Here is an 18,868-nt window from a genome sequence, read left to right as displayed (position 1 = left end):
CCCTTTCTGCTCCCACCCGGATCGACCAGCACCGCGGTCGAACTCCACCTCGCAGGCGCTACGGTGAGCACCATGGAAATCGATGCTCCTGTGGCGGGGCGTGCACTGGTGGTGGTGGTCGATGATCGAACGGCACATGGAGGTGTGGACTCGCTCGGCCCGCTGGTCACCGAGTTGCTCACCGAGGCGGGTTTCCTCGTCGACGCGTCGGTGACGGTGCAGGCCGATGAGGTGGAGATTCGCAACGCTCTCAATACCGCGGTGATCGGCGGCGTCGATCTCGTGATCTCGGTCGGTGGCACGGGTCTGTCCCCCCGTGACGTCACGCCGGAGGCGACGTCGCAGGTCCTCGACCGGGAGTTGCAGGGCATCAGCGAGGCGCTGCGCGCGTCCGGCCGGGTTGCCGGATCGCTCGACGCGGGCCTGTCGCGCGGCCTCGCGGGCGTGTCGGGCAGCACCCTCGTCGTGAATCTGCCTGGCACCCGCGCGGCGGTCCGTGACGGTATGGCGACTCTCGGACCGCTCGCCAGCAAAGTGATCGGTGAACTCTCCGGATTGGTCGAATAATTTCTGCCACCGGACCTTCCGACGACCCTCGCCCGGCGCAGCGCCGGGCGAGGGATATCGCGCGGCTGGACCGCATTTTCGGTGAAGCCCTCCCGGAAACCACCGCCGACGAACGCGATTCCGGAGGCGACAACTCCTCCGACGATTGGCTGCGCTCCCAGGTGCCCCCGCACCACGGCTGAGCATCAGTTACCGCTGCGACCAGTAGATACGCCGTGATCGTTCCGTGATCTACTGTTCCTCGCCGAGATTGCCTTGTGATCTTAGTCACCGTATACGGCTGTGTCCCATGGTGGCCGCTCGGCCTCGCTGTGCCGCGAATGCGGTGGTCAATGCCAGGTGGCATCCCCTGTCTGCGTTTATGCACACCGATTGATATGGGCATGCGTTCATCAGTGACCTACCTCACATCTCACATTGCGAAAGCTCGCGTTGCCAGGCTGTTACCGAAGGTTTAATCTTCGCGAGAGCCATCCAACACTGGACCCCGAAGGCCCGGGTATGACACATATTCTCGCCATCCCCGGTGGAACCCGGCTCGGTTCCAATTACCAGCTGAGGCCGTTGCGCCGAAATAACAGCCGGTTACATACCGGCAACAAAGGGGCGACACACTGAGCTGGGCCTGAGAGGACCAATGTCCACCTCGATGGTCGAGGTCGACTGTTTGAACCTGATGAGGGGAAGTATGAGCGAGAACCGCACCAACGGTCTGCGCCGCGGTGCCCGCGCCGCGGGCGTCGGCGCCGCCGCGGCCGTTGCCATGGGCCTGCTTTCGACCGGTGCTGCCAATGCCGATACCTTCGTACCGTTGCCGGACGGTCAGAAGGTCGGACCTGGCGTTACCCTGACCCGCACCGGAGAACATGCCCTGATTTCGCCGTCCCTTTCCGGCAACGGCGCAGGTCGCGTTGTCTGGGTCTCCGGAAATGCCACCGCCGATGTGACTGTCACCCCCGAGGGTGAAGTGGGCCCGAACAACGGCCCCGCAGGCGGCCCGGGCAGCAATAACTCGTCGACGCACGGTGCGTCGCAGCTGAGCACCGGCTATATCGTCGGTTGCCAGGTCAGCATCGCCGACGACGCCATTTCCGCGGGTGTTTCGGGCAGCGTCAACCTCGACGGCGCCGGTCTCGGCGGCTCCTTCGGCCTCCAGCTCGGCCCGGGTGAAGTGAAGTTCGTGCAGATCGACTACAAGGACATTCTGAAGCCGGGTGTCTACTCGGTCGAGTACCAGGATGCCGAGATCGAGATCCAGGGCTGCGCCGGCTACGCGCAGGCGCGTGCGTACACCGTTGTCGAAATCATCGGTGACCACTACTCGAAGACGAGCCTCTACGGGATGCCGTTCAGCATCGGCTGACGTCTGTCGAATCTCTAACGAACATTCTTCTCGCTGAAGCGAATTCAACCCTCGAGGGGCACAATCAAATGATCAACCGTAAGAACTTGGCGCGGGTGGCCGGTGTCGGCGCCGCTGCCACTGTCGCCATGGGCCTGTTCTCCACAGGCGCCGCCAACGCCGATACCTTCGTTCCGCTGCCGGGCGGCGAAATCGTCAAAACCCTCTCCGACGGGACCGTGGTGACGGTTCGCCTCGTCGGCGAGTCGGCCAACATCAACCCGTCCATGGGCTCCACCCCCGCGCACCGCAACGCGTGGGTCTCCGGTAGCGCCCAGGTCGAATTGTCCGGCACCGGTTCGGATGTCGGCGGCAAGATCTTCCCGGGTTACACCGTGGGCTGCCAGGTGAACATCGCGGGTGGCGGCGCCACCGGCGGCGTCGAAGGTTCTGTGGACTGGAGCGACGGCGAGAACGTGAAGCCGGGCGTCGGCGCCAGTACCGGCGGCGACCTGTCCCTCGGCCCCGGCCAGGCGCAGTCGTTCTACATCCTCGATCTGGAGCAGGCCGACGACTTCGGTAGCGAGACCCACAAGAAGCGCAACGTTTTCAGTGGCTCGAACGGGTCGGTCACCTGGGCCGATTCGACCATCGGCCTGAGCGGCTGTGGCGGTTACGCGCAGGCCCGCGCGTTCGTCAGCGTCGAGGTCGAGACCGAGAGTGTCGTCACCTGGATCACCCTGTACGGCCAGCCGTTCAGCATCGGCTGATCGTCGGGTCACCGCAACTGATCAGAGAGCGGGTCCGTCGCCATGGCGACGGGCCCGTTTGCGTTGTGGCGCAGAGAAGTTCGTCGCTCAGAACTCGTGCCGTCCGCCCGAGCCGCGCTGACCCTCGGCGAGCAGATCGCGGATCTGGATCAAAACCTCGGAGTCGCTGAGCTTCTCGTCGTCCTTGGCGAAACGTTTCTTGGCGTGCGTCGCGGGGAGTACCAGGATGAAATAGAGCACCGCCGCGATGATGATGAAATTGATGGCAGCGGTAATGATCGAACCTATTTGAATGAAGGTCGCGGGTTTATCGGCTACCAGCCGGAAACCCAATCCCATTTCACTATCGCCGCCGAAGACGGCGAGGATCGGAGTCACGATCCCGGTAGTGAACGCGGTGACGATGGCGACGAAAGCGGTGCCGATAACGACGGCGACGGCCAGGTCGACGACATTTCCGCGCAGAATGAAATCCTTGAAACCCTTGAGCATTGCCGTTGTCTCCTTCGGGTTGGAGCTGATTCGCTGCGCTCTCCGGTAGGGATGCCTGCCGTATGACGGATGCTAGTTTATGTTCCGGCAAATATTCGGTAAATAATTCCGGCTTCGTTCGCCCGGTGCTCGAACTCAGTGGAATACGACCGTGAGGGCGGTGCGTAACGATGCCGCGGCGACCGTCGTGGCATGTTCGGCGTCCATCGCGACGAGTACCACCCGCTCGGTCGCCGCGCGCCGATCGCCCGGTGCGGAGACGAGCACTACCGCGGCATCGGTCGCCAGTGTCCGTGCGGGTCGCGCGGAGGGGCCGGATTGCTCCTCGGCGCCGATCACGTCGACCCGGTCACCGGCGCGCAGGATATCCGCGACCGCGGTATCGGCGAGACGGATCGGGACGATGCGAGCCTCGCCGGCGCCGGTCGCCGCCGCGGCCAACCGTGGGCTCACGACGCGGAGATCGGTGAAGATCTCACCCGATCGCATCGCGCCGGTCAGCGTCGCGCCGACCAGGGTCGCGGTGCCGCGCACCACGCCGTCGGGAAGCGTGCCCGATTCGTGCGCGACGACGCGCAGATCACCGGCTTCCAACAGCCGTCCCGGTGCGAGGTCGCGTCCGGCCACCACGACGTCGGCGCGCTGGGCATCAGGATCACCCCGGAAGAACAGCACCGCCGCCAGCACGGTGAGCGCGGCGGCGAGGAGTCGGCGGGCGAGTAATTGGTCGGCCCAGGACGGCCGATTCCACAGGGCGAAGCGCAAGGGGCTGCCCCGGCCCAGGTCGGTGCGCGATCGGATCATGGCCGGATCCTATGGCCGAGAAATCCGAGAAAACCTTTGTCGACCCCTGAAAACGGGTGGTTGTGGATAACCTCGGGGCTGTGGACAACTCGGTGCGCGGTGGCGCACCGGTCTCAGCTGGCGACGGCAGTGCTGCTGGCGGAGGAGCTGCTCGTGGAGGAGTTGCTCGCGGAGGAGTTGCTGGACGAACCGCTGCCGCTGCTCGATGAACTCGAATCCGAGGTGGACGAACTGCTCGAACTGTCGGATTTCGCCGGCTCGCTCGCGGTGGACGCGCCGCCACGGCTGTCGGTGCGGTAGAAGCCGCTGCCCTTGAAGACGATGCCGACGGAGTTGAACAGCTTGCGCAGCTTGCCGGAGCACTTGTCGCATACGGTCAGCGCATCGTCGGAGAAGGACTGAACGATGTCGAAGCGGTTGTCACACTGGGTGCACGCATACGAATAAGTTGGCACAGGATCCTCCGCAGGGTTTCGTCGATTGGCACTCTACAGCCGACAGTGCCAACACCGCTAATCGGGGTTTCATTCCGCGACGTCGACGATGCCGAGCTGTTGTAATCCGGCAGCGGGCGTGAGTGCCCACCCCATGCGGAGATCGTGCGGTTCCTCGGGAAGCAGATCGACGAGTTCGTCATCGCGAACCACCGCGACCAGCCGTGCGTCCTCGCGCGCCGCGCCGAGCGTCCGGTCGTAATGCCCTGCCCCGCGTCCGAGCCGCACACCGCGACGATCCACCGCGAGCGCCGGTATCAGAATCAGTCCGGCCCGCCCGATCGTTTCGCAGGGCAGCACGGGACCGTTCGGCTCCAGCAGGCCCCAGCGGGCCGCATGCAACGCGGCGGCCCCGGTGTACTCGGCCCATTCCAGTGGTCCCGGCGACCCGGTGATCGGTACGAGCACCCGCGCGCCCGCCTCGCGCAGGGCGTCGAGCATGGCCGTCGAGCCGGGCTCTCCGCGCACGGGGACGTAGGCGCACACCCAGTCGGAAATCTCGATGTCGCCGATCGCTTTCGCGAGTGCCGCGGCGTCGGCCGCGTGCGAGTCGGCGGTCGAGGCCGCTCGCCGCGCGAGAATTTCGGAGCGCCATGCATGTTTGTCGGGCTGACCGGGCATCTCCATGCTGATCACCATAAGCTCACCGGGATGCCAGGCCGTCGTGACGGCGATGGGCTGAGTGATGGATGGATAGGGTAGACGAATGACAGCAAAGGCCGGACAGTCCGCCGACGGCGCTCCGGTGTCGTGTTTCCGCACTGCCGTCGTGCCCGCGGCCGGATTGGGAACACGGTTCCTGCCTGCGACCAAGACGGTGCCCAAGGAACTGCTGCCTGTGGTCGACACCCCAGGCATCGAGTTGGTCGCGGCCGAGGCCGCCGAATCGGGCGCGCGGCGGTTGGTGATCGTCACCTCCCCGGGTAAGGACGGTGTCGTCGCGCATTTCGTCGAGGATCTCGTGCTGGAGAGCACCCTCGCCGAACGCGGCAAATTCCAGCTGCTCGAAAAGGTCCGCAAGGCCCCTGGCCTGCTCGACGTGACCTCCGTGGTCCAGGAGGAGCCGCTCGGTCTCGGACACGCGGTGGCCCAGGCCGAAGCCGTGCTCGATGACGACGAGGACGCCATCGCGGTACTGCTCCCCGACGATCTGGTGCTGCCCAGCGGTGTCCTCGATGTGATGAGCCGGGTGCGCCGCAAGCGCGGCGGAACCGTGTTGTGCGCCATCGACGTTCCGAAGGACCAGGTCAGCGCCTACGGAGTCTTCGATGTCGCGGTCGTGCCCGACGCGGTGAACCCGAATGTGCTCCGGGTGAACGGGATGGTGGAGAAGCCCGCACTGCAGGACGCGCCCTCCACCTACGCCGCGGCGGGACGATATCTGTTGGACCGGGCCGTATTCGACGCGCTGCGCCGGATCACCCCGGGCGCGGGCGGTGAATTGCAGCTGACCGACGCGATCGCGCTGCTGATCGAAGAGGGTCATCCGGTTCACGTAGTGGTGCACCGTGGGTCGCGCCACGATTTGGGCAACCCGGGCGGTTATCTTCGTGCTGCGGTCGATTTCGCCTTGGAAAGGGAGGAATACGGCCCCGCCCTGCGAGAGTGGTTGCAGCATCGACTCGGTCCGGACTGGGATCCGCAGCTGACGACCTACGACTGAGGACGCGGGCCTGAGGACACGGCCTGAGGACACGGCCTGAGGACACGGCCTGAGGACACGGCCTGAGGACGCGGCGTGAGGATCGCGGCCCGGTCGGGTTTCGCCGACGATGGACCGTCGGGTACGAATGATGGTTCCACCGTCGGGCGCCGGACGCGGTGCGCACACTCGTCCGCGCGGAGGCGGCGCACTCGTTAGACGCGGAGAGGATCAGGGAAGGGCTGGATGCGCTCGGTTGAGGATCAGCAGATCAAGGTGACCGCGGCGGCGGTCGCGCCCCGGCCGGTCCGGGTCGCGATCTCCGAGGCTCAGGGCCTGCTGTGTGCCGAGGATGTGGTCACTGAGCGGCCGCTGCCCGGATTCGATCAGGCCGCTATCGACGGCTACGCGGTGCGCAGTGTCGACGTGGCCGCCGCGGGTTCCGATATCCGCAACGAAGAAGGCGATCTCGTCGATCTGACGCTGCCCGTGGTCGGCGAGGTGGTGGCCGGTTCGCGTCAGCCGATCCGGCTGCAACCGCGCCAGACCGTGCGGGTCGACACCGGCGCGCCGCTGCCGACCCTGGCGGACGCCGTGCTGCCCTTGGATTTCACCGACGGCGGCAGGGCCAGGATCAAGGTCTACGAACCGGTGCGCTCGGGCGATTACGTGCGACGCATCGGTGACGACGTGCAGCCCGGCGACGTCGCGGTGCGCGCAGGCACCATCATCGGTCCCGCGCAGGTCGGTCTGCTCGCCGCGGTCGGCCAGGACAAAGTGCTCGTGCATCCGCGGCCTCGCCTGTCGGTGATCGCGGTCGGCGGTGAACTCATCGATATCGATCGCACCCCCGGCCCCGGGCAGGTCTACGACGTGAACTCCTACGCACTCGCCGCCGCCGCGCGGGACGCGGGAGCCGATGTGAACCGCGTCGGCATCGTCAGCGACGATCCGCGCCGACTGCGTGATGTCGTGGAAGGCCAGTTGGTCCGGTCCGAAGTCGTCGTCATCGCGGGCGCCGTCGGCGGCTGGGCCTCCGAACAGGTCAGGGAGGCGCTGGAGGGCCTGGGTGAACTGGAGATCGCCCGCGTCGCCATGCATCCCGGCTCCGTCCAAGGCTTCGGCAGGCTGGGCCGCGACGAGGTGCCGACATTTCTGCTGCCGTCGAATCCCGTTGGCGCGCTTGTGGTATTCGAGGTGATGGTGAGGCCATTGATCCGAATCGCGTTGGGACGCAGACATCCGATGCGGCGCATCATCAGGGCGCGAACCATCACCCCGATCAGTTCGATGGAGGGCCGTAAAGGTTTCCTGCGTGCGCAATTGATGCGGGACGAATCCACCGGCGACTATCTCGTCCAGCCGTTGGGCGGGGCGGCCGGATCATCCTCGCACCTGCTGGCCACGCTGGCCGAGGCGAACAGCCTCATCGTCCTGGACCCGGACGATACCGAGATCAGGACCGGCGACGAGGTGCGCGTCGCCTTTCTCGCACAGCGTGGTTGAGGCGTGGAGACAATGAACGTTTTCCGGGTGACACAACATCCGGGGTGGCCCGCTCATCTCGGTCCGGTGACCGCCGCCGCGGGCCGGGTGACACTGCGCCCAGTGCGTTTGCGCGACGCGTCGGCCTGGAGCCGGATCCGATTGCGCGACAGGGAACATCTCGAGCCGTGGGAGCCAACCGGCCGCGGCGCCTGGGAAGCGCGCAACCACGCGTCCAACTGGCCCTCGCTGTGGTCGAGCCTGAAGGCCGAGGCCAGGCGCGGCGCGATGATCCCCCTGGTGATCGAGGTCGACGGGAATTTCAGCGGGCAGTTGACCGTCGGCAATATCGTGCGCGGCGCGCTGCGTTCGGCCTGGATCGGTTATTGGGTCGCGAAGGATCTCGGTGGGCAGGGCGTCGCGACGGCCGCGCTCGCGCTCGGACTCGATCACTGCTTCGGCCCGGTGGGTCTGCACCGGGTCGAGGCGACGGTGCGTCCGGAGAATCTGGCCAGCCAAGCCGTGCTACGCAATGTCGGATTCCGCGAAGAGGGTTTGCTGCGACGCTACCTCGACGTCGACGGCGACTGGCGCGACCATCTGCTCGTCGGGCTGACCGTGGAAGAGGTGAACGGCACAGTCGTGGATCGTTTGGTCCGCGACGGCCGGGTCATCCTCCCGTAGACATCGCACGGAATGAGGGCGACACGCCGCGTTCACACGCGCCCAGGTGATGGGAATCTTGTTACCAGTGTGACTTGTGTGCACGGCGCGCCTGCCGGAAAGTCCCACGGCGCGGAATTAACCTACGGACGTCGGAGGTGCGTCTTGCTTCTTCGGCAGGGAGCCTGCGAGGCGACCGGCGACCGGACTCGGGTCCGTCCGTTTTGCACTGAGCGAACGCACGGCAGTGGGGGCACGGTGCGGGAAAGTCGCGGGCCGAATGGACAATTCACGCGGGGACGGAGGTAGCTGAGGCGAGATGCCGAATTCGATTCTGTGGATCGGCCTGGTCGTGCTCTGGGTCTTCGTCCTGTTCCCGATACTCGCCGACCGCCATCCACGGATCCGGCAGACCACCGACGCAGCCCTGGCCACCCGCGTACTGCACCGCGGCGGTTCCAAGCGGCGCCCACGGAAAGGGCCGGCCGCCGGTCATCACGACAGCGACCCCGACTATCGGCCGACCCGAGTGCACAGAAAGCTTTCCCATAGCGATGATGCGGAGGACCGGATGAATGCACCGGCCGACGAACTAGTCACCGAGGCCGACACCGAACAGAGGTACGTCCCCGAACTCGAGGCGGGCGAATATCCGCCGGACACCACGGCAGCCGAGGCCGATATCGCCGACGCGCCACTCGCCGCCCGCATCGCCGACGTCGAGATCGCGGACGCCGATTTCGACGACCAGGATTTCGCCGATGACAGCGCCGGCGCGGAACTCGCCGCCGATTTCGCCGACGGCGATGACGGAATGCTCGAAACGCGTTCGGAGGATATCGATTCGGACGAAATAACGGACGCGCCCCCCAGAAGCGCTGCGAATACCGGCGAACCGGCCGATGATGACGACGTGGCCGACGAGTACCCAGAACCGACCGCGGCCCGCATCCCGCCCGCCCGGTCACCGGCCCAGGCCCACGATCCCGAATATCAGTCCGGCGAACCGGAATTCGTGCCATCCCGCCGCGGTCGCGGCGGCTACGACCCCGAAGCCGACGCCATCGCCCGCGCCGCCCGCTACACCTTCCGGCAGCGCGCGGTACTCGGCCTCGTCCTGGCCGCTCTGCTGTCCGGAGCCTCCGGCATCGTCTTCGACCCCAGGCTCTGGTCGGCCTGCGGCCTGTCGATCGTCATCCTCGTCACCTACCTGGCCTACCTGCGCAAGCAGGTCCGCATGGAAGAGGACATCCGCCGTCGCCGCGCCGCCCGCCTCACCCGCGGCCAGCACTCCGGCGAAGACGCGGACAGCGAAGAGGAATCCCGTCACGCCGAACAACAGGCCCGTCGCGCCATGGACCGCGAGACCGCCCGCGCCCTGCGCCGCCGCTCCGTCCTGCTCGAACCCGACGACGAGGACCCCGCCTTCGTCGACCTCGACCATTTCGACCCCGCCACCGCCAGGGCCCTGCGCCGTGGCACGTCGGCAGAGATACGCCGAGCGGCGGGGGCATAGTATTTCCGCAGCTCAAACCACCGATTCGGAGTCTGGCCGCAACGTTTGCTACAGTTACCCCCGCGCGGTTCTCCCGGGGACCGCACGGGGCTATAGCGCAGTTGGTAGCGCGTCTCGTTCGCATCGAGAAGGTCAGGGGTTCGATTCCCCTTAGCTCCACTTCGCAGCGAAGCCGCAGGTCAATGACCTTCGGCTTCGCTGTCGTATGGTGTTGCGCGAACACCGGTGCCCTCAACAACCCACGAATGTCGTTTTTGGGTCAAGCGATCAAGGGTTGTCGAAGTCGGCTGTTGACTACAGCGCGGGAACGCTCCCGTTGGCCCGAAATGATTGGTATCACGATAATCTCATCGGTCCCGATAGTCATCCAGGGGCGACGGTCGGGTTCAAATTCTCGGTGACCCAGTTGATCGCACATTTGGACGGTTACCCGGCGATTTTCGACGCATAGCATCGGCTGGTCCTGCCTCGACACCGACAGTCCTGGCACGATCATTTATGAGGATCGCCACGCGGTCATCGTCGAGCCGTTCTCCGGTGATGTGCGACACAAGTGGTTGCGAAATCCCTCTTCGATGTGCCCGCGCAGGGGCTCGAACCCGTCCAGGGCATTACGGTCATAGACGGCCTGGATTTACACGGTTGTCATGATACCCCTCTGGAACCAAACGATCTGACAGGGCCGGCGTGGTGCATCAACCGGTTTGGCCGAAACTGTTCAGCGCGCGAGGTTCTCGCTCGCAAGGCCGGTCGCGGCTATGCTCGACCTCGTTCTGTTTCTGGGAGGGGGCCGTATGTCGGCAGAACCGGGCATGTCCGGACAAGACTTCGCGATGGTTCCAGACGAGGTCACCGATGCTGGGACCTACGTTCAGCAAGTCGCTGAATCGCTGATCGACGGTCTCAGCTCTCTGGACCGGGAGGTAGCCGACGTGCTCGGCAATTGGACCGGCGCGGCAGCGGATGCGTTCGGGGGTGGCTGGACCGAGACCAAAGAGGGCGCCGCCGACGTTTTGGACGCCCTCGCGATCATGGCCGGACTCCTCGGAGTCGCCAGCGAAACCATCGCCCACCAAGACACCGCTGGCGCGACCTATCTGAGCTCTCTCGACCTCCCGAGTCTGAACATCTGATGGACGGCACCCGCGACTTCACGGTCGACACCGACGAGCTCGACCAACTCGTCGCTCGCGCCAACGGATTCATCGGCTTCCTCGCCGAAAGCCTCGACGGCATCAACCATCGCATGGCCGCCATCCAACAGAACTGGCACGGGCAAGCCGCAACCGCCCAAGAGGAAGCCTATCGAGCATGGGCGATCGGGGCCGCCGAGGTCGTCGAGGGAATCACCGCGATGCACACCGCCGTGATCACCGCCCGCGACGCCTACAACACAGCAGCGGAAATGAACCTGCGAATGAGCGGCGGCTAGCTCGTGGTTTCGATCTCCCCGCAGTCCTACCAAAGCGCTGCGAGAGAGTGCTACGCGCTGTCGAAACAGTTCCAAACCGTCTACAACCCGCTCCAGGTCGCGCTGCTGGAAACCAGTCGCATGGCGGGCGGATACCAAGCGGTCAAAGCCTGGTCGAAAGCCTACGACGAGCGAGCTGCGGCGATCACCCTGGTCGCCACCAACTATGCCCGCGCGCTCCAACACTTCGGAGACGTGCTCACCGCGGCCGGATACAACTGGGCATGCGCGGAATACAAAGCCAACCGCGACCTCAACAAGGGGGCGGCACCGACCCTGCCCAACGCGGTCCCTTCGGAGCTGCCCTACGACGGAAACGCGGTCATCGGCGTCGCCGCCTCAGGCAGCAACAGCCATGGTCTCGAATCCGAGATCCCCGACCTCTACGACAAGGTCGTCGTGAAGATCGCCGGTGGCGAGATCCCCGACGGCGACACCGTCAAACTCGCACGCGCTGCGACCGCGTGGAAAACCTTTGCTGTCTCCACCCCGGTATTCGGTGGCCAGGCCCGCTTGAAAATGGTCGCTGACGGGCTCGAACGCGGCTACGGGACCAGCGTTCCGCAAGACATTCCGTATCTGGCCGCGCACCTTCGCACGATGGCGACAAGCGCGGGCGAGATCGAACTGGCCGCCCATGATCTTGCTACCGCGACCGAATCCCACAACGTCGCCCTGTCGGCGATGCGCGCCGACATCAACACCCAGTTCGCGATGGCCGTGGTCGGCGCGTCTGTCGTGATCGCGGCAGCGGTAGTGCTGATCAAGAAGCCGCAGGCCGCAGCTGGGGTCGAAGCCGCGACCCTCGACACCGCCGCTGTGGCGATAGCCCGGACGATCGGGACGTTCTTCACCACGCTCAGCGGTATCAGCTTCACCTCGGTCGCGGTAGCCACGGGTGGACTGGCGACTATCGCGGGGCTGGCTGTCCTCGTCACGTCGATGGATGACAGTTCCGACGGCCAGGGTGGTGCACAGGACGGGTCAACTACCCGGCCTACGGATCGGATCAAGGAGCACCTGACCGACCGTGACCTCGATGCCGCGCGGCGTGAGCTCGAAGGCGAGGTCGTTGCCCGCAAACCGGATGGCACACCGTGGGACCATGTTCAAGAAGTGCGTGATGCGCAGCAAGGTCTTGTCAACCGGATCGACCAGATCAACCGGCGGCTCGGCTGGCCCAAACTCACCGATGCCGAACGCGCTGCACTTGAGGATGAACTCTCTGAGGCAAGTAGACTTCTCGACCACTCCGAACAATTCGTTCCTCGGTCCAAATGACGACACAGCGAGGCATTGTGACTACCGAAGACCCCCAGTCCATGACATTGGAGGATCTGGATGGGCGCTGGCCGGATCCAGGCCCCGACGCAACCCGGCTTGTCCGCACAGTGCACCGACTGAGGCGAAAGCCACTCGCAAGTCTGGGTACTGAGGATTTGCGGGTCTTGATGGCGCAGCAGGTAGGGGTCCAATACGTGTTGCCCTCCGTCATCGATAAATTGCGCAATACGCCTCTCGCTTCGGGGGACTTCTATCCGGGCGATCTGCTGATCGCCACCTTGCGCGCCATGGGGCCTGACTTCTCGGCTGAGCAGCGCAGTGAACTGCGTTCGATTGTGGAGTGGGTTCGTAAGCACGACTACGACAACGCCCCGAATGAGCTATGGCCACTTGTCACAACCCTGTGACAAGAAGCGGAAGGGGTTCGGTCCCGGACATGGCGTGCGGATCGGCGTTGTGGGAGTCCGTCGTGATCGAGATGTTCCGGGGCGTCGAAAACCATTCTGGTGGTTCTGGCTTCGATGCCCATCGATGAGATGAACGGGGTCGAATGGCTCATCGCGCCACATTATTTCCCGAGCCTGTGGGGGCCATTCAACTCAGCGACTCCGTCGCAAGCATGGCTATCGGTGACCAGGGCTGGGAACTGGAGCGCTGCGACGTAGTCCCCGCCGCCCTCCGGCTGGGCGCGCCCGTGTGTCGGTGCCGTTGGCGAATGACCACTCATACCCGCCGGGTACCCACCGGTGTGATCCGAATCGGTGGCCCTTCGACCGTCAAAGTGTTCGGGTTGTGGATCGTTAGGCCCACTAGTCCGCCATTGCGCGAACAGCTATCCAGTGGCCCTGAACGGTGATTTTCGCTGTTCAGGGCTACTTTCATATGTGACGCGTTGGTGGCCCGGCGCGGCGATGGTGTCGCGGTTGTGGCGGGTTTTGTGTGCGAGTCAGGCTTGGGATGTCGAAATGCGTCGAGTAATGCTCCTCCGGCGTGGATGGCCGTGTCAGAGGCGACCGAAAACCGGCTGTCGGACATGCTCGTCCCGGCTTCGGCATACGCGATGGAGGTGCCGTCGACTCGGCATTGCCACAGGTCAAGTGACCTGCGGCTCTCTTCTCCAGGTAGCTTTGCGGGCGTGATCAGTCGTCGTAGTGGTGACGACAGGCAACGATCGTCACGGTGTCGTCGTCGGCCACGTAGATCAACCGGTGTTCGTCGGTTATCCGCCGTGACCAGAGTCCGGCCAAGTTGTGCCGCAAAGGTTCCGGCTTGCCGATGCCCTCAGCGTTGCCGTTGCGCCGGATATCCTCGATCAGGCGGTTGACTTTGCCGAGCAACCTACGGTCACGGGCGAGCCATCCGCTGTAGTCCTCCCACCCGTTGGAGTCGAACACCACCTTGCGGCTCACTCGTCGTTGTCCTCGGGTTCGATCAGCTCGCGGGCTTCCACCTTGCCCGATTCCAAGTTCGCGATCGACTCGAGCAGGCGGCGGGTGTTGGCCCTGGTAGACAGGACGTAGGCGGTTTCTTTCAAGGAGTTGTATTCGGCCAGCGAGATCACCACGGCGGGCTCCTTCCCGCCGGACCGAGTAATCACGACTTCGTCGTTGTCTTCGGTGGCTGCGTCCAGTACTTCAGACCAGTTCTGACGCGCTTCGGTGCTGTGCATGGCTCGCATGGAGCTCCTTTCCTCGCCGTTCTGCGATGGTACAGGATGATGTACGTGATCAGATGCCCCTTGTAGATCGCACGCGGCACTCGGCAAGGCATTCAGTGGCCGCGTGGCCGAACTCGCACGACGAGGCCAACGGGCTTGAAGAGCGCGAGCCGTTCTCGCTCCGCTGGTGTTCGCGGTTACACCTACGCAAACCGGCGGGTGCTGTCATGTCACGCTGGAAAGTGTTGATTTCGGTGGGGCGCTGCGCTTTTCGCATCTTCTCGCATCCGAGTCTTGCGGAACACCGTCAGCGGGATGGCTCGTCGCATTGGTGCGAGCCTGTAGGTGATGCGGATGGCTGCGCCATCCGGTGTTGGGCGTAGCTCGCGGACCCCATCGGCAAGATACCGGGCGTAGGGTTCGCCCAGCGGCTCTGCCTCTTCGGCGAGCAAGCCGACGAATCCGTCGATCTCGAGGAAGTGCCTGCTGGCGTGGCGACAGCATCCTGCTTCTTCCTGGGGGCGACCGCGACATGCTCGGAATCGCCGACAGTCCCGGTCCCGTCGATTACGGCACGCCCGCAGAGCAGACGACCACCGACAGCTGGATAACCATCGATGCCGACCATAAGGGCGGCGCGATCGCTGTCCGGTAAGAAGCTTCGATGATGGAGTCGGGCCCACTGACCAAGTCCGCGACACCGTATTCGGAGGTCACGCGAGTTTTCGGCCGATGGCGATGCGGCTGACGTCACTGCATCGCGGTTCGGGAGAGTGAGACCGCTTCCTCCGTCATGTCCACCCTTGCGATGTCTGTGCGGACTATCCTCGCCCGGTCATGGAAATAGTCTCGGTTGCGGCTGACCGGATTCGTCACCAACACCACCCGAGGTCAACTCCCCGACCTGGAGTTACGCCACCGACGCCGAGCGCGCTGCGAAGACCGCATCAGAAACGCGAAAGACACCGGTCTACGCAATCTTCCGTTCCACTCCTTCGACGCCAACCGCATCTGGCTCGCGCTCGTCGCGCTCGCCCTCGACCTGACCGCCTGGATGCAAACCCTCGCCTTACACGATCACCACGCACGCAGGTGGGAACCGAAAACGCTACGACTGCGACTGTTCTCCGCGGCAGCACGCATCGCCCGCCACGCCCGAAAAACCCGATTACACCTGGCCCGACACGCACCCTGGACCGAACTTCTCACCACCGCCGCAGCACGGCTGCAACCCGACTGACCAACCCAACGACTACCCCTACAACCAAGGAAACCAGCAACCCGGGCTCGTGGAACCCGGCAGCCAGCCCGCTGCGCGAGCCGACTGCCATACCGACAACCCGGAAACCACGATCGAAACAGCCATCCGAAGCCGCTCAAGCCAGCACATCAGCCCCACGAAAGATCGAGGCTAGTGCAGTACGGCGGCGAGTCTCATTGCTGCTCTGCTGGATCGACTCCCGACACCAGAGTATTCCCGCTATTCGTTCATGACGGAATCGATGTTTGCAGCCACGTCACGTGCCACTTCCTCGGCCGCGGCCCGGACAGCTGCCGATAATTCCGATGAAATCACAGGTTCCGTCGCCAGGGATCGGTCCGCGACGTTGTTTCCCTGAGCGTCGGTTGTCACGACCACGTTGCTCAACCTGAAAGTTATCTGCGAACCGGCGCCGTATACCGAGTTCTCGGAATCGGTGATGAACGCCTCCTCTCCCAATCCGGTAAGCGACACCGGGGCCGACGAGCCCGATGACATCGATTCGGCATGCTCCTGCGCAGCCCGGAAAGTGCGCTTCGCGGCACCGACGGGGTCGCTGCCGCCGTTGCCCAGTTCGAACATGATCCGGACCGATCTCGCTTCGGGCTGACCGACGACCTTGTTATCCGGAGCGGTTGCGGAGAATCGAACTATGCACGCATAGTCAATAATTCCCGGTGTCGGCGGCAGTTCATCCAGATTGACCGGCGATAAATCCTTCTTTATATAAATAGGGCCAGCGAATCCGGGTAGGGCCGGTGTGACGACTCGTGTCAGTGTCCTACATCCTTGTGGCAGCCCGTCGAAACGGCCGTGCTCCGAAGGGCTGGCAGAATCTATGCATCCCGTCAACGTAACCGCGCAAACGGCCACGAAGAGAGTGAACAGATGGCGCCGACTATCCATCACCGAACGCCTTCCCGGTAGGCTTACGCGGCTGCCAGCTTCCTATGTCGATCGCAGCGGGAGCTATCGCGGCTTGGATCGGAATCGCGGCGGCACTGGTTCGTATTGATTCGAGCTTCGTCTGAACGGTATCCCGGAAGGTTATGACCGCATCGACGTTCTTCCTGGCCAGATCCATGAAATCTGTTAGGGTCTTCGTTAGCGTCTTGATCACTCCCGTGAAATCGAGTTTGATGATGTCATCGGCAGCGGCTGCGATTCCACCGGAAGTCTCTACGACTATTTTCGCATATTGAACAATTAGTTCAATCGCGGCCTTGTAGTTCGCGAGAATTACTGATCGCAGACCATCGATGTCGGCAGCAATCGATTTTATGACATCGCGGATGGAATTCGTTGTGGTGATGACGCGATCGACATAGGAGACTGCAGCTTCGCGAGCTGTCCCGTTCCATCGGCTGCCCAGCTCATCTTTGGCTGTTTGGAGGCCGATCGACTGCTGTCCGCTTCCATCGACGGCCGACGTGAGTTCTTGCACCGAGGTACGCCAGGCGCTGGTGACCACAACAACGTTATTAGGATTGCCGAGCATTGCTTGAATGCTGTCGACCAGCTCTCGAATACCCGGGACGCCGATTTTCTCACCCGTGGTGACCAGAGTCGCGGCGGGTCCCCACGGGAATACCAGCTCCTCGGGAAGATTATCGGGGTTATGGTCGGCCGGTACCGGATAGCCTTTGGTTGTCCTACCTCCCATGTCGTCAGTACCCTATACTTTCGTCTATGTAACCGAACTGTCGGTAATAGTCATTGTCGACATTCTCGTAGTGCTTTGCACACAGCGCAATCCCGTCGCTCGCCGACTGGATGGTCTCCGCGCTCTTCGAGAGTTTATTGCTGACATCGAGAGTGACGTCATTGAAGATGGCTACGATATCCCTGCCGAAGGCGCCCAAGGTTAGCGGTGCCATGCGATGTTCACCAATGTGTGCTGACGAAGCGGTGTAATGGCTAGCGCATTGCCTGATTTCATTCGCCTGGTTGCGCAGAGCATCGGGGCAAACATGGAGGTCCGTCATCGATTGTCTCCCGTATTCGATCCGGGTGTATGACTCTGGAGAGCAGCATTCACCGTCTGAATAATCAGAGTAATGATATGACCTTCATTCGACGCTGCTGCTTCGTAGGCGTCCAATCGAATGTCGATCAACTGCCCGTTTCTATCGATGCAAACGGTGCCGTATTCGACCCCGTCGTACCTGTCGACAATCGGCAGTCTAAATTGTTGCGGATTCAGCTCGGTTCGCTTGTTGCGAATACTGCTTACTGTGCGATCCCAATCAGTATTCAGTTCATGAACGAGCGCATAGATATCATCGAAGTCCGTCACGGGCGAAGGTCATTCAGTAGCTCGAACGCTTCGGGAAACTCTCGAGCCAGGTGATCAATCGAATTCCTTGTCGCCACGTGTCTGGCTGCGTTAATGGCCTCGACGATTCCTCGGCAAGCTTCATCGAGGTCGTCGGCGAGGGCCCAAGCCGGTCGGCTCAGGTCGCCGAACCCGTGCGTCAAGCGGATATCGAGTACATGCCGCCCGTCTCCACTTACCACTGCCAGTGCTCGACGATCCCCGGAGTATTCGGTGAAGCACTCGGCAGAAGCCTCCGATAAGACATTGTTAGCACGTGCCTCGAATGCGGCCAATTGATGGTAGGTTCTCTCGACCAATTCGTTCAATTGGTCGCGCTGCATAATAGTCATCGATAACGCGCCTCCCCATATTTGCCAACTGACCGACCAGTACCTGTCGGTCATAACTCCCGGCGGGATGCTACCCCGATGCAGAAGGACTGCCAACCAGTCGCGTGTTCGCCGTTGAGGCTTCGACTGGCGAATCCACCACCAGCACCGTCGTCTGCTGTGGTCGCGGCGATCCCGAGGGCGCCTGTGAGCAACGGATCCGAGAGCGAGTCGATGACCGTCAACATCGTCGCCCCGCGCGCCGCCGCTTTCGCAGAAGTCCGCGACCGTGGGCGGCGGGGTGACGCCGTCACCGGAGACTCTCGGTTGCGCCCGGCTCGAGAGTGCTTGCGCGGGCACGGCACCTGTGAGCGTCGTAAATCCTGTTGGGAACCGGCGGGGCGTCGTGTTTGTCCGAAATATGCCAAGGTTGCCGAGGCATGGCAGCCTCCGGCGGGCGATCCATTGACATCACCAGAAGCGCTAGTGGTGCACGCCACATCATTCGCGGAGAACCAGATAGTGGACTGGCGCATCCAAACCCCTGGCCGATGCCCGTTGTGGTGTTTGGCGTGTTCCCATGGCTGAGTGCTCAGGCCGCGAGTGTCACGTGGTTGCTGGATAGGTCGGGTTGGCCCTGTAGTCCGCTGTGCCGATGGAGGTTCGGGTTACACGGAGGACTGCGGTGGGAGATTGTCGACCAGGACGTGAGTCGAAGCCGTAGGCAGGAGGCACATTTCGTCGCTGCCCCGACATTTGGGGGCACTGTGCTGG

23 protein-coding genes, 1 tRNA gene and 1 pseudogene are annotated in these 18,868 nt (G+C 63.6%); 13 read left to right on the top strand and 12 right to left on the bottom strand.

Going from position 1 to position 18,868, the window contains the following annotated elements:
• Positions 1 to 72 precede the first annotated feature (72 nt).
• From ABZS43_RS23415 to ABZS43_RS23405, 3 genes are all read left to right on the top strand, one after another.
• On the top strand, positions 73 to 567 hold the full coding sequence (locus ABZS43_RS23415) for a MogA/MoaB family molybdenum cofactor biosynthesis protein (RefSeq protein ID WP_355038110.1): 495 nt from the start codon (positions 73 to 75) through the stop codon (positions 565 to 567).
• 688 nt (positions 568 to 1,255) lie between these two features.
• Complete coding sequence (locus tag ABZS43_RS23410) at positions 1,256 to 1,930, top strand: MspA family porin (protein WP_355038063.1); 675 nt, start codon at positions 1,256 to 1,258, stop codon at positions 1,928 to 1,930.
• A gap of 68 nt (positions 1,931 to 1,998) precedes the next feature.
• Positions 1,999 to 2,679 carry an MspA family porin gene (locus ABZS43_RS23405; RefSeq protein WP_355038062.1) on the top strand — a complete coding sequence of 227 codons (681 nt, stop codon included), beginning with the start codon at positions 1,999 to 2,001 and terminating at the stop codon, positions 2,677 to 2,679.
• Positions 2,680 to 2,766: 87 nt separating this feature from the next.
• Here ABZS43_RS23405 and mscL read toward each other — a convergent pair whose 3' ends face one another.
• From mscL to ABZS43_RS23385, 4 genes are all read right to left on the bottom strand, one after another.
• Positions 2,767 to 3,171: a large conductance mechanosensitive channel protein MscL gene (gene mscL / locus ABZS43_RS23400; protein ID WP_355038061.1), complete on the bottom strand. Its 405-nt coding sequence runs from the start codon at positions 3,169 to 3,171 to the stop codon at positions 2,767 to 2,769.
• A gap of 135 nt (positions 3,172 to 3,306) precedes the next feature.
• Positions 3,307 to 3,975, bottom strand: coding sequence for a flagella basal body P-ring formation protein FlgA (locus ABZS43_RS23395; RefSeq protein WP_355038060.1), 669 nt, complete (start codon positions 3,973 to 3,975; stop codon positions 3,307 to 3,309).
• Positions 3,976 to 4,088: 113 nt separating this feature from the next.
• Positions 4,089 to 4,430, bottom strand: a complete 342-nt coding sequence (locus ABZS43_RS23390) for an FmdB family zinc ribbon protein (protein WP_355038059.1) — start codon at positions 4,428 to 4,430, stop codon at positions 4,089 to 4,091.
• Between the two features lie 69 nt (positions 4,431 to 4,499).
• Positions 4,500 to 5,096, bottom strand: a complete 597-nt coding sequence (locus ABZS43_RS23385; protein WP_355038058.1) for a 5-formyltetrahydrofolate cyclo-ligase — start codon at positions 5,094 to 5,096, stop codon at positions 4,500 to 4,502.
• Positions 5,097 to 5,175: 79 nt separating this feature from the next.
• Here ABZS43_RS23385 and ABZS43_RS23380 point away from each other — a divergent pair, with 79 nt between their 5' ends.
• The 9 genes from ABZS43_RS23380 to ABZS43_RS23340 all read left to right on the top strand — a co-directional run bounded on the left by ABZS43_RS23380 (position 5,176) and on the right by ABZS43_RS23340 (position 12,937).
• Positions 5,176 to 6,132, top strand: a complete 957-nt coding sequence (locus ABZS43_RS23380; protein WP_355038057.1) for a UTP--glucose-1-phosphate uridylyltransferase — start codon at positions 5,176 to 5,178, stop codon at positions 6,130 to 6,132.
• A gap of 225 nt (positions 6,133 to 6,357) precedes the next feature.
• Positions 6,358 to 7,617: a gephyrin-like molybdotransferase Glp gene (glp, locus tag ABZS43_RS23375; protein ID WP_355038056.1), complete on the top strand. Its 1,260-nt coding sequence runs from the start codon at positions 6,358 to 6,360 to the stop codon at positions 7,615 to 7,617.
• Between the two features lie 12 nt (positions 7,618 to 7,629).
• Positions 7,630 to 8,280, top strand: coding sequence for a GNAT family protein (locus ABZS43_RS23370; protein ID WP_355038055.1), 651 nt, complete (start codon positions 7,630 to 7,632; stop codon positions 8,278 to 8,280).
• 298 nt (positions 8,281 to 8,578) lie between these two features.
• The gene (gene glpR, locus ABZS43_RS23365; protein WP_355038054.1) at positions 8,579 to 9,775 is read left to right on the top strand and encodes a gephyrin-like molybdotransferase receptor GlpR; all 1,197 of its coding nucleotides are present in this window, start codon (positions 8,579 to 8,581) and stop codon (positions 9,773 to 9,775) included.
• A gap of 86 nt (positions 9,776 to 9,861) precedes the next feature.
• Positions 9,862 to 9,934, top strand: a tRNA-Ala gene (locus ABZS43_RS23360).
• Positions 9,935 to 10,569: 635 nt separating this feature from the next.
• Complete coding sequence (locus ABZS43_RS23355) at positions 10,570 to 10,908, top strand: WXG100 family type VII secretion target (protein ID WP_355038053.1); 339 nt, start codon at positions 10,570 to 10,572, stop codon at positions 10,906 to 10,908.
• On the top strand, positions 10,908 to 11,207 hold the full coding sequence (locus tag ABZS43_RS23350) for a WXG100 family type VII secretion target (RefSeq protein ID WP_355038052.1): 300 nt from the start codon (positions 10,908 to 10,910) through the stop codon (positions 11,205 to 11,207). Before ABZS43_RS23355 ends, ABZS43_RS23350 begins: the two co-directional genes overlap by 1 nt.
• Before the next feature lie 234 nt (positions 11,208 to 11,441).
• On the top strand, positions 11,442 to 12,527 hold the full coding sequence (locus ABZS43_RS23345; protein WP_355038051.1) for a polymorphic toxin type 28 domain-containing protein: 1,086 nt from the start codon (positions 11,442 to 11,444) through the stop codon (positions 12,525 to 12,527).
• Positions 12,524 to 12,937 carry a contact-dependent growth inhibition system immunity protein gene (locus tag ABZS43_RS23340; RefSeq protein WP_355038050.1) on the top strand — a complete coding sequence of 138 codons (414 nt, stop codon included), beginning with the start codon at positions 12,524 to 12,526 and terminating at the stop codon, positions 12,935 to 12,937. The genes ABZS43_RS23345 and ABZS43_RS23340 overlap by 4 nt, the downstream gene beginning before the upstream one ends.
• Positions 12,938 to 13,669: 732 nt before the next feature.
• Here ABZS43_RS23340 and ABZS43_RS23335 read toward each other — a convergent pair.
• From ABZS43_RS23335 to ABZS43_RS23325, 3 genes are all read right to left on the bottom strand, one after another.
• Positions 13,670 to 13,939 carry a Txe/YoeB family addiction module toxin gene (locus ABZS43_RS23335; RefSeq protein ID WP_355038049.1) on the bottom strand — a complete coding sequence of 90 codons (270 nt, stop codon included), beginning with the start codon at positions 13,937 to 13,939 and terminating at the stop codon, positions 13,670 to 13,672.
• Complete coding sequence (locus tag ABZS43_RS23330) at positions 13,936 to 14,208, bottom strand: type II toxin-antitoxin system prevent-host-death family antitoxin (RefSeq protein WP_355038048.1); 273 nt, start codon at positions 14,206 to 14,208, stop codon at positions 13,936 to 13,938. Before ABZS43_RS23330 ends, ABZS43_RS23335 begins: the two co-directional genes overlap by 4 nt.
• A 209-nt stretch (positions 14,209 to 14,417) precedes the next feature.
• The gene (locus tag ABZS43_RS23325; RefSeq protein ID WP_355038047.1) at positions 14,418 to 14,870 is read right to left on the bottom strand and encodes a type II toxin-antitoxin system RelE/ParE family toxin; all 453 of its coding nucleotides are present in this window, start codon (positions 14,868 to 14,870) and stop codon (positions 14,418 to 14,420) included.
• A 173-nt stretch (positions 14,871 to 15,043) separates the two neighbouring features.
• On the opposite strand from ABZS43_RS23325, the pseudogene ABZS43_RS23320 reads away from it, so the two are divergent.
• Positions 15,044 to 15,427: pseudogene (locus ABZS43_RS23320) on the top strand (transposase); the annotation flags it as partial.
• Between the two features lie 240 nt (positions 15,428 to 15,667).
• Here the strand turns inward: ABZS43_RS23320 and ABZS43_RS23315 are convergent.
• From ABZS43_RS23315 to ABZS43_RS23295, 5 genes are all read right to left on the bottom strand, one after another.
• Entirely contained in the window at positions 15,668 to 16,030 is a 363-nt protein-coding gene (locus ABZS43_RS23315) for a hypothetical protein (protein WP_355038046.1), read from the bottom strand.
• Positions 16,031 to 16,346: 316 nt separating this feature from the next.
• Positions 16,347 to 17,111 carry a hypothetical protein gene (locus ABZS43_RS23310; RefSeq protein WP_355038045.1) on the bottom strand — a complete coding sequence of 255 codons (765 nt, stop codon included), beginning with the start codon at positions 17,109 to 17,111 and terminating at the stop codon, positions 16,347 to 16,349.
• A gap of 4 nt (positions 17,112 to 17,115) precedes the next feature.
• Positions 17,116 to 17,433, bottom strand: coding sequence for a hypothetical protein (locus ABZS43_RS23305; protein WP_355038044.1), 318 nt, complete (start codon positions 17,431 to 17,433; stop codon positions 17,116 to 17,118).
• On the bottom strand, positions 17,430 to 17,744 hold the full coding sequence (locus ABZS43_RS23300) for a hypothetical protein (protein ID WP_355038043.1): 315 nt from the start codon (positions 17,742 to 17,744) through the stop codon (positions 17,430 to 17,432). Before ABZS43_RS23300 ends, ABZS43_RS23305 begins: the two co-directional genes overlap by 4 nt.
• A complete protein-coding gene (locus ABZS43_RS23295) occupies positions 17,741 to 18,115 on the bottom strand; it encodes a hypothetical protein (RefSeq protein WP_355038042.1) in 375 nt (124 codons plus the stop codon). The genes ABZS43_RS23300 and ABZS43_RS23295 overlap by 4 nt, the downstream gene beginning before the upstream one ends.
• Positions 18,116 to 18,868: the final 753 nt, after the last annotated feature.

This window comes from Nocardia sp. NPDC005366 (assembly GCF_040606855.1).
In the GTDB taxonomy this organism is placed as follows: domain Bacteria; phylum Actinomycetota; class Actinomycetes; order Mycobacteriales; family Mycobacteriaceae; genus Nocardia.
The sequence above is the reverse complement of the archived record's forward strand: the minus strand, read 5'-3'. Positions and strand labels throughout refer to the sequence as shown.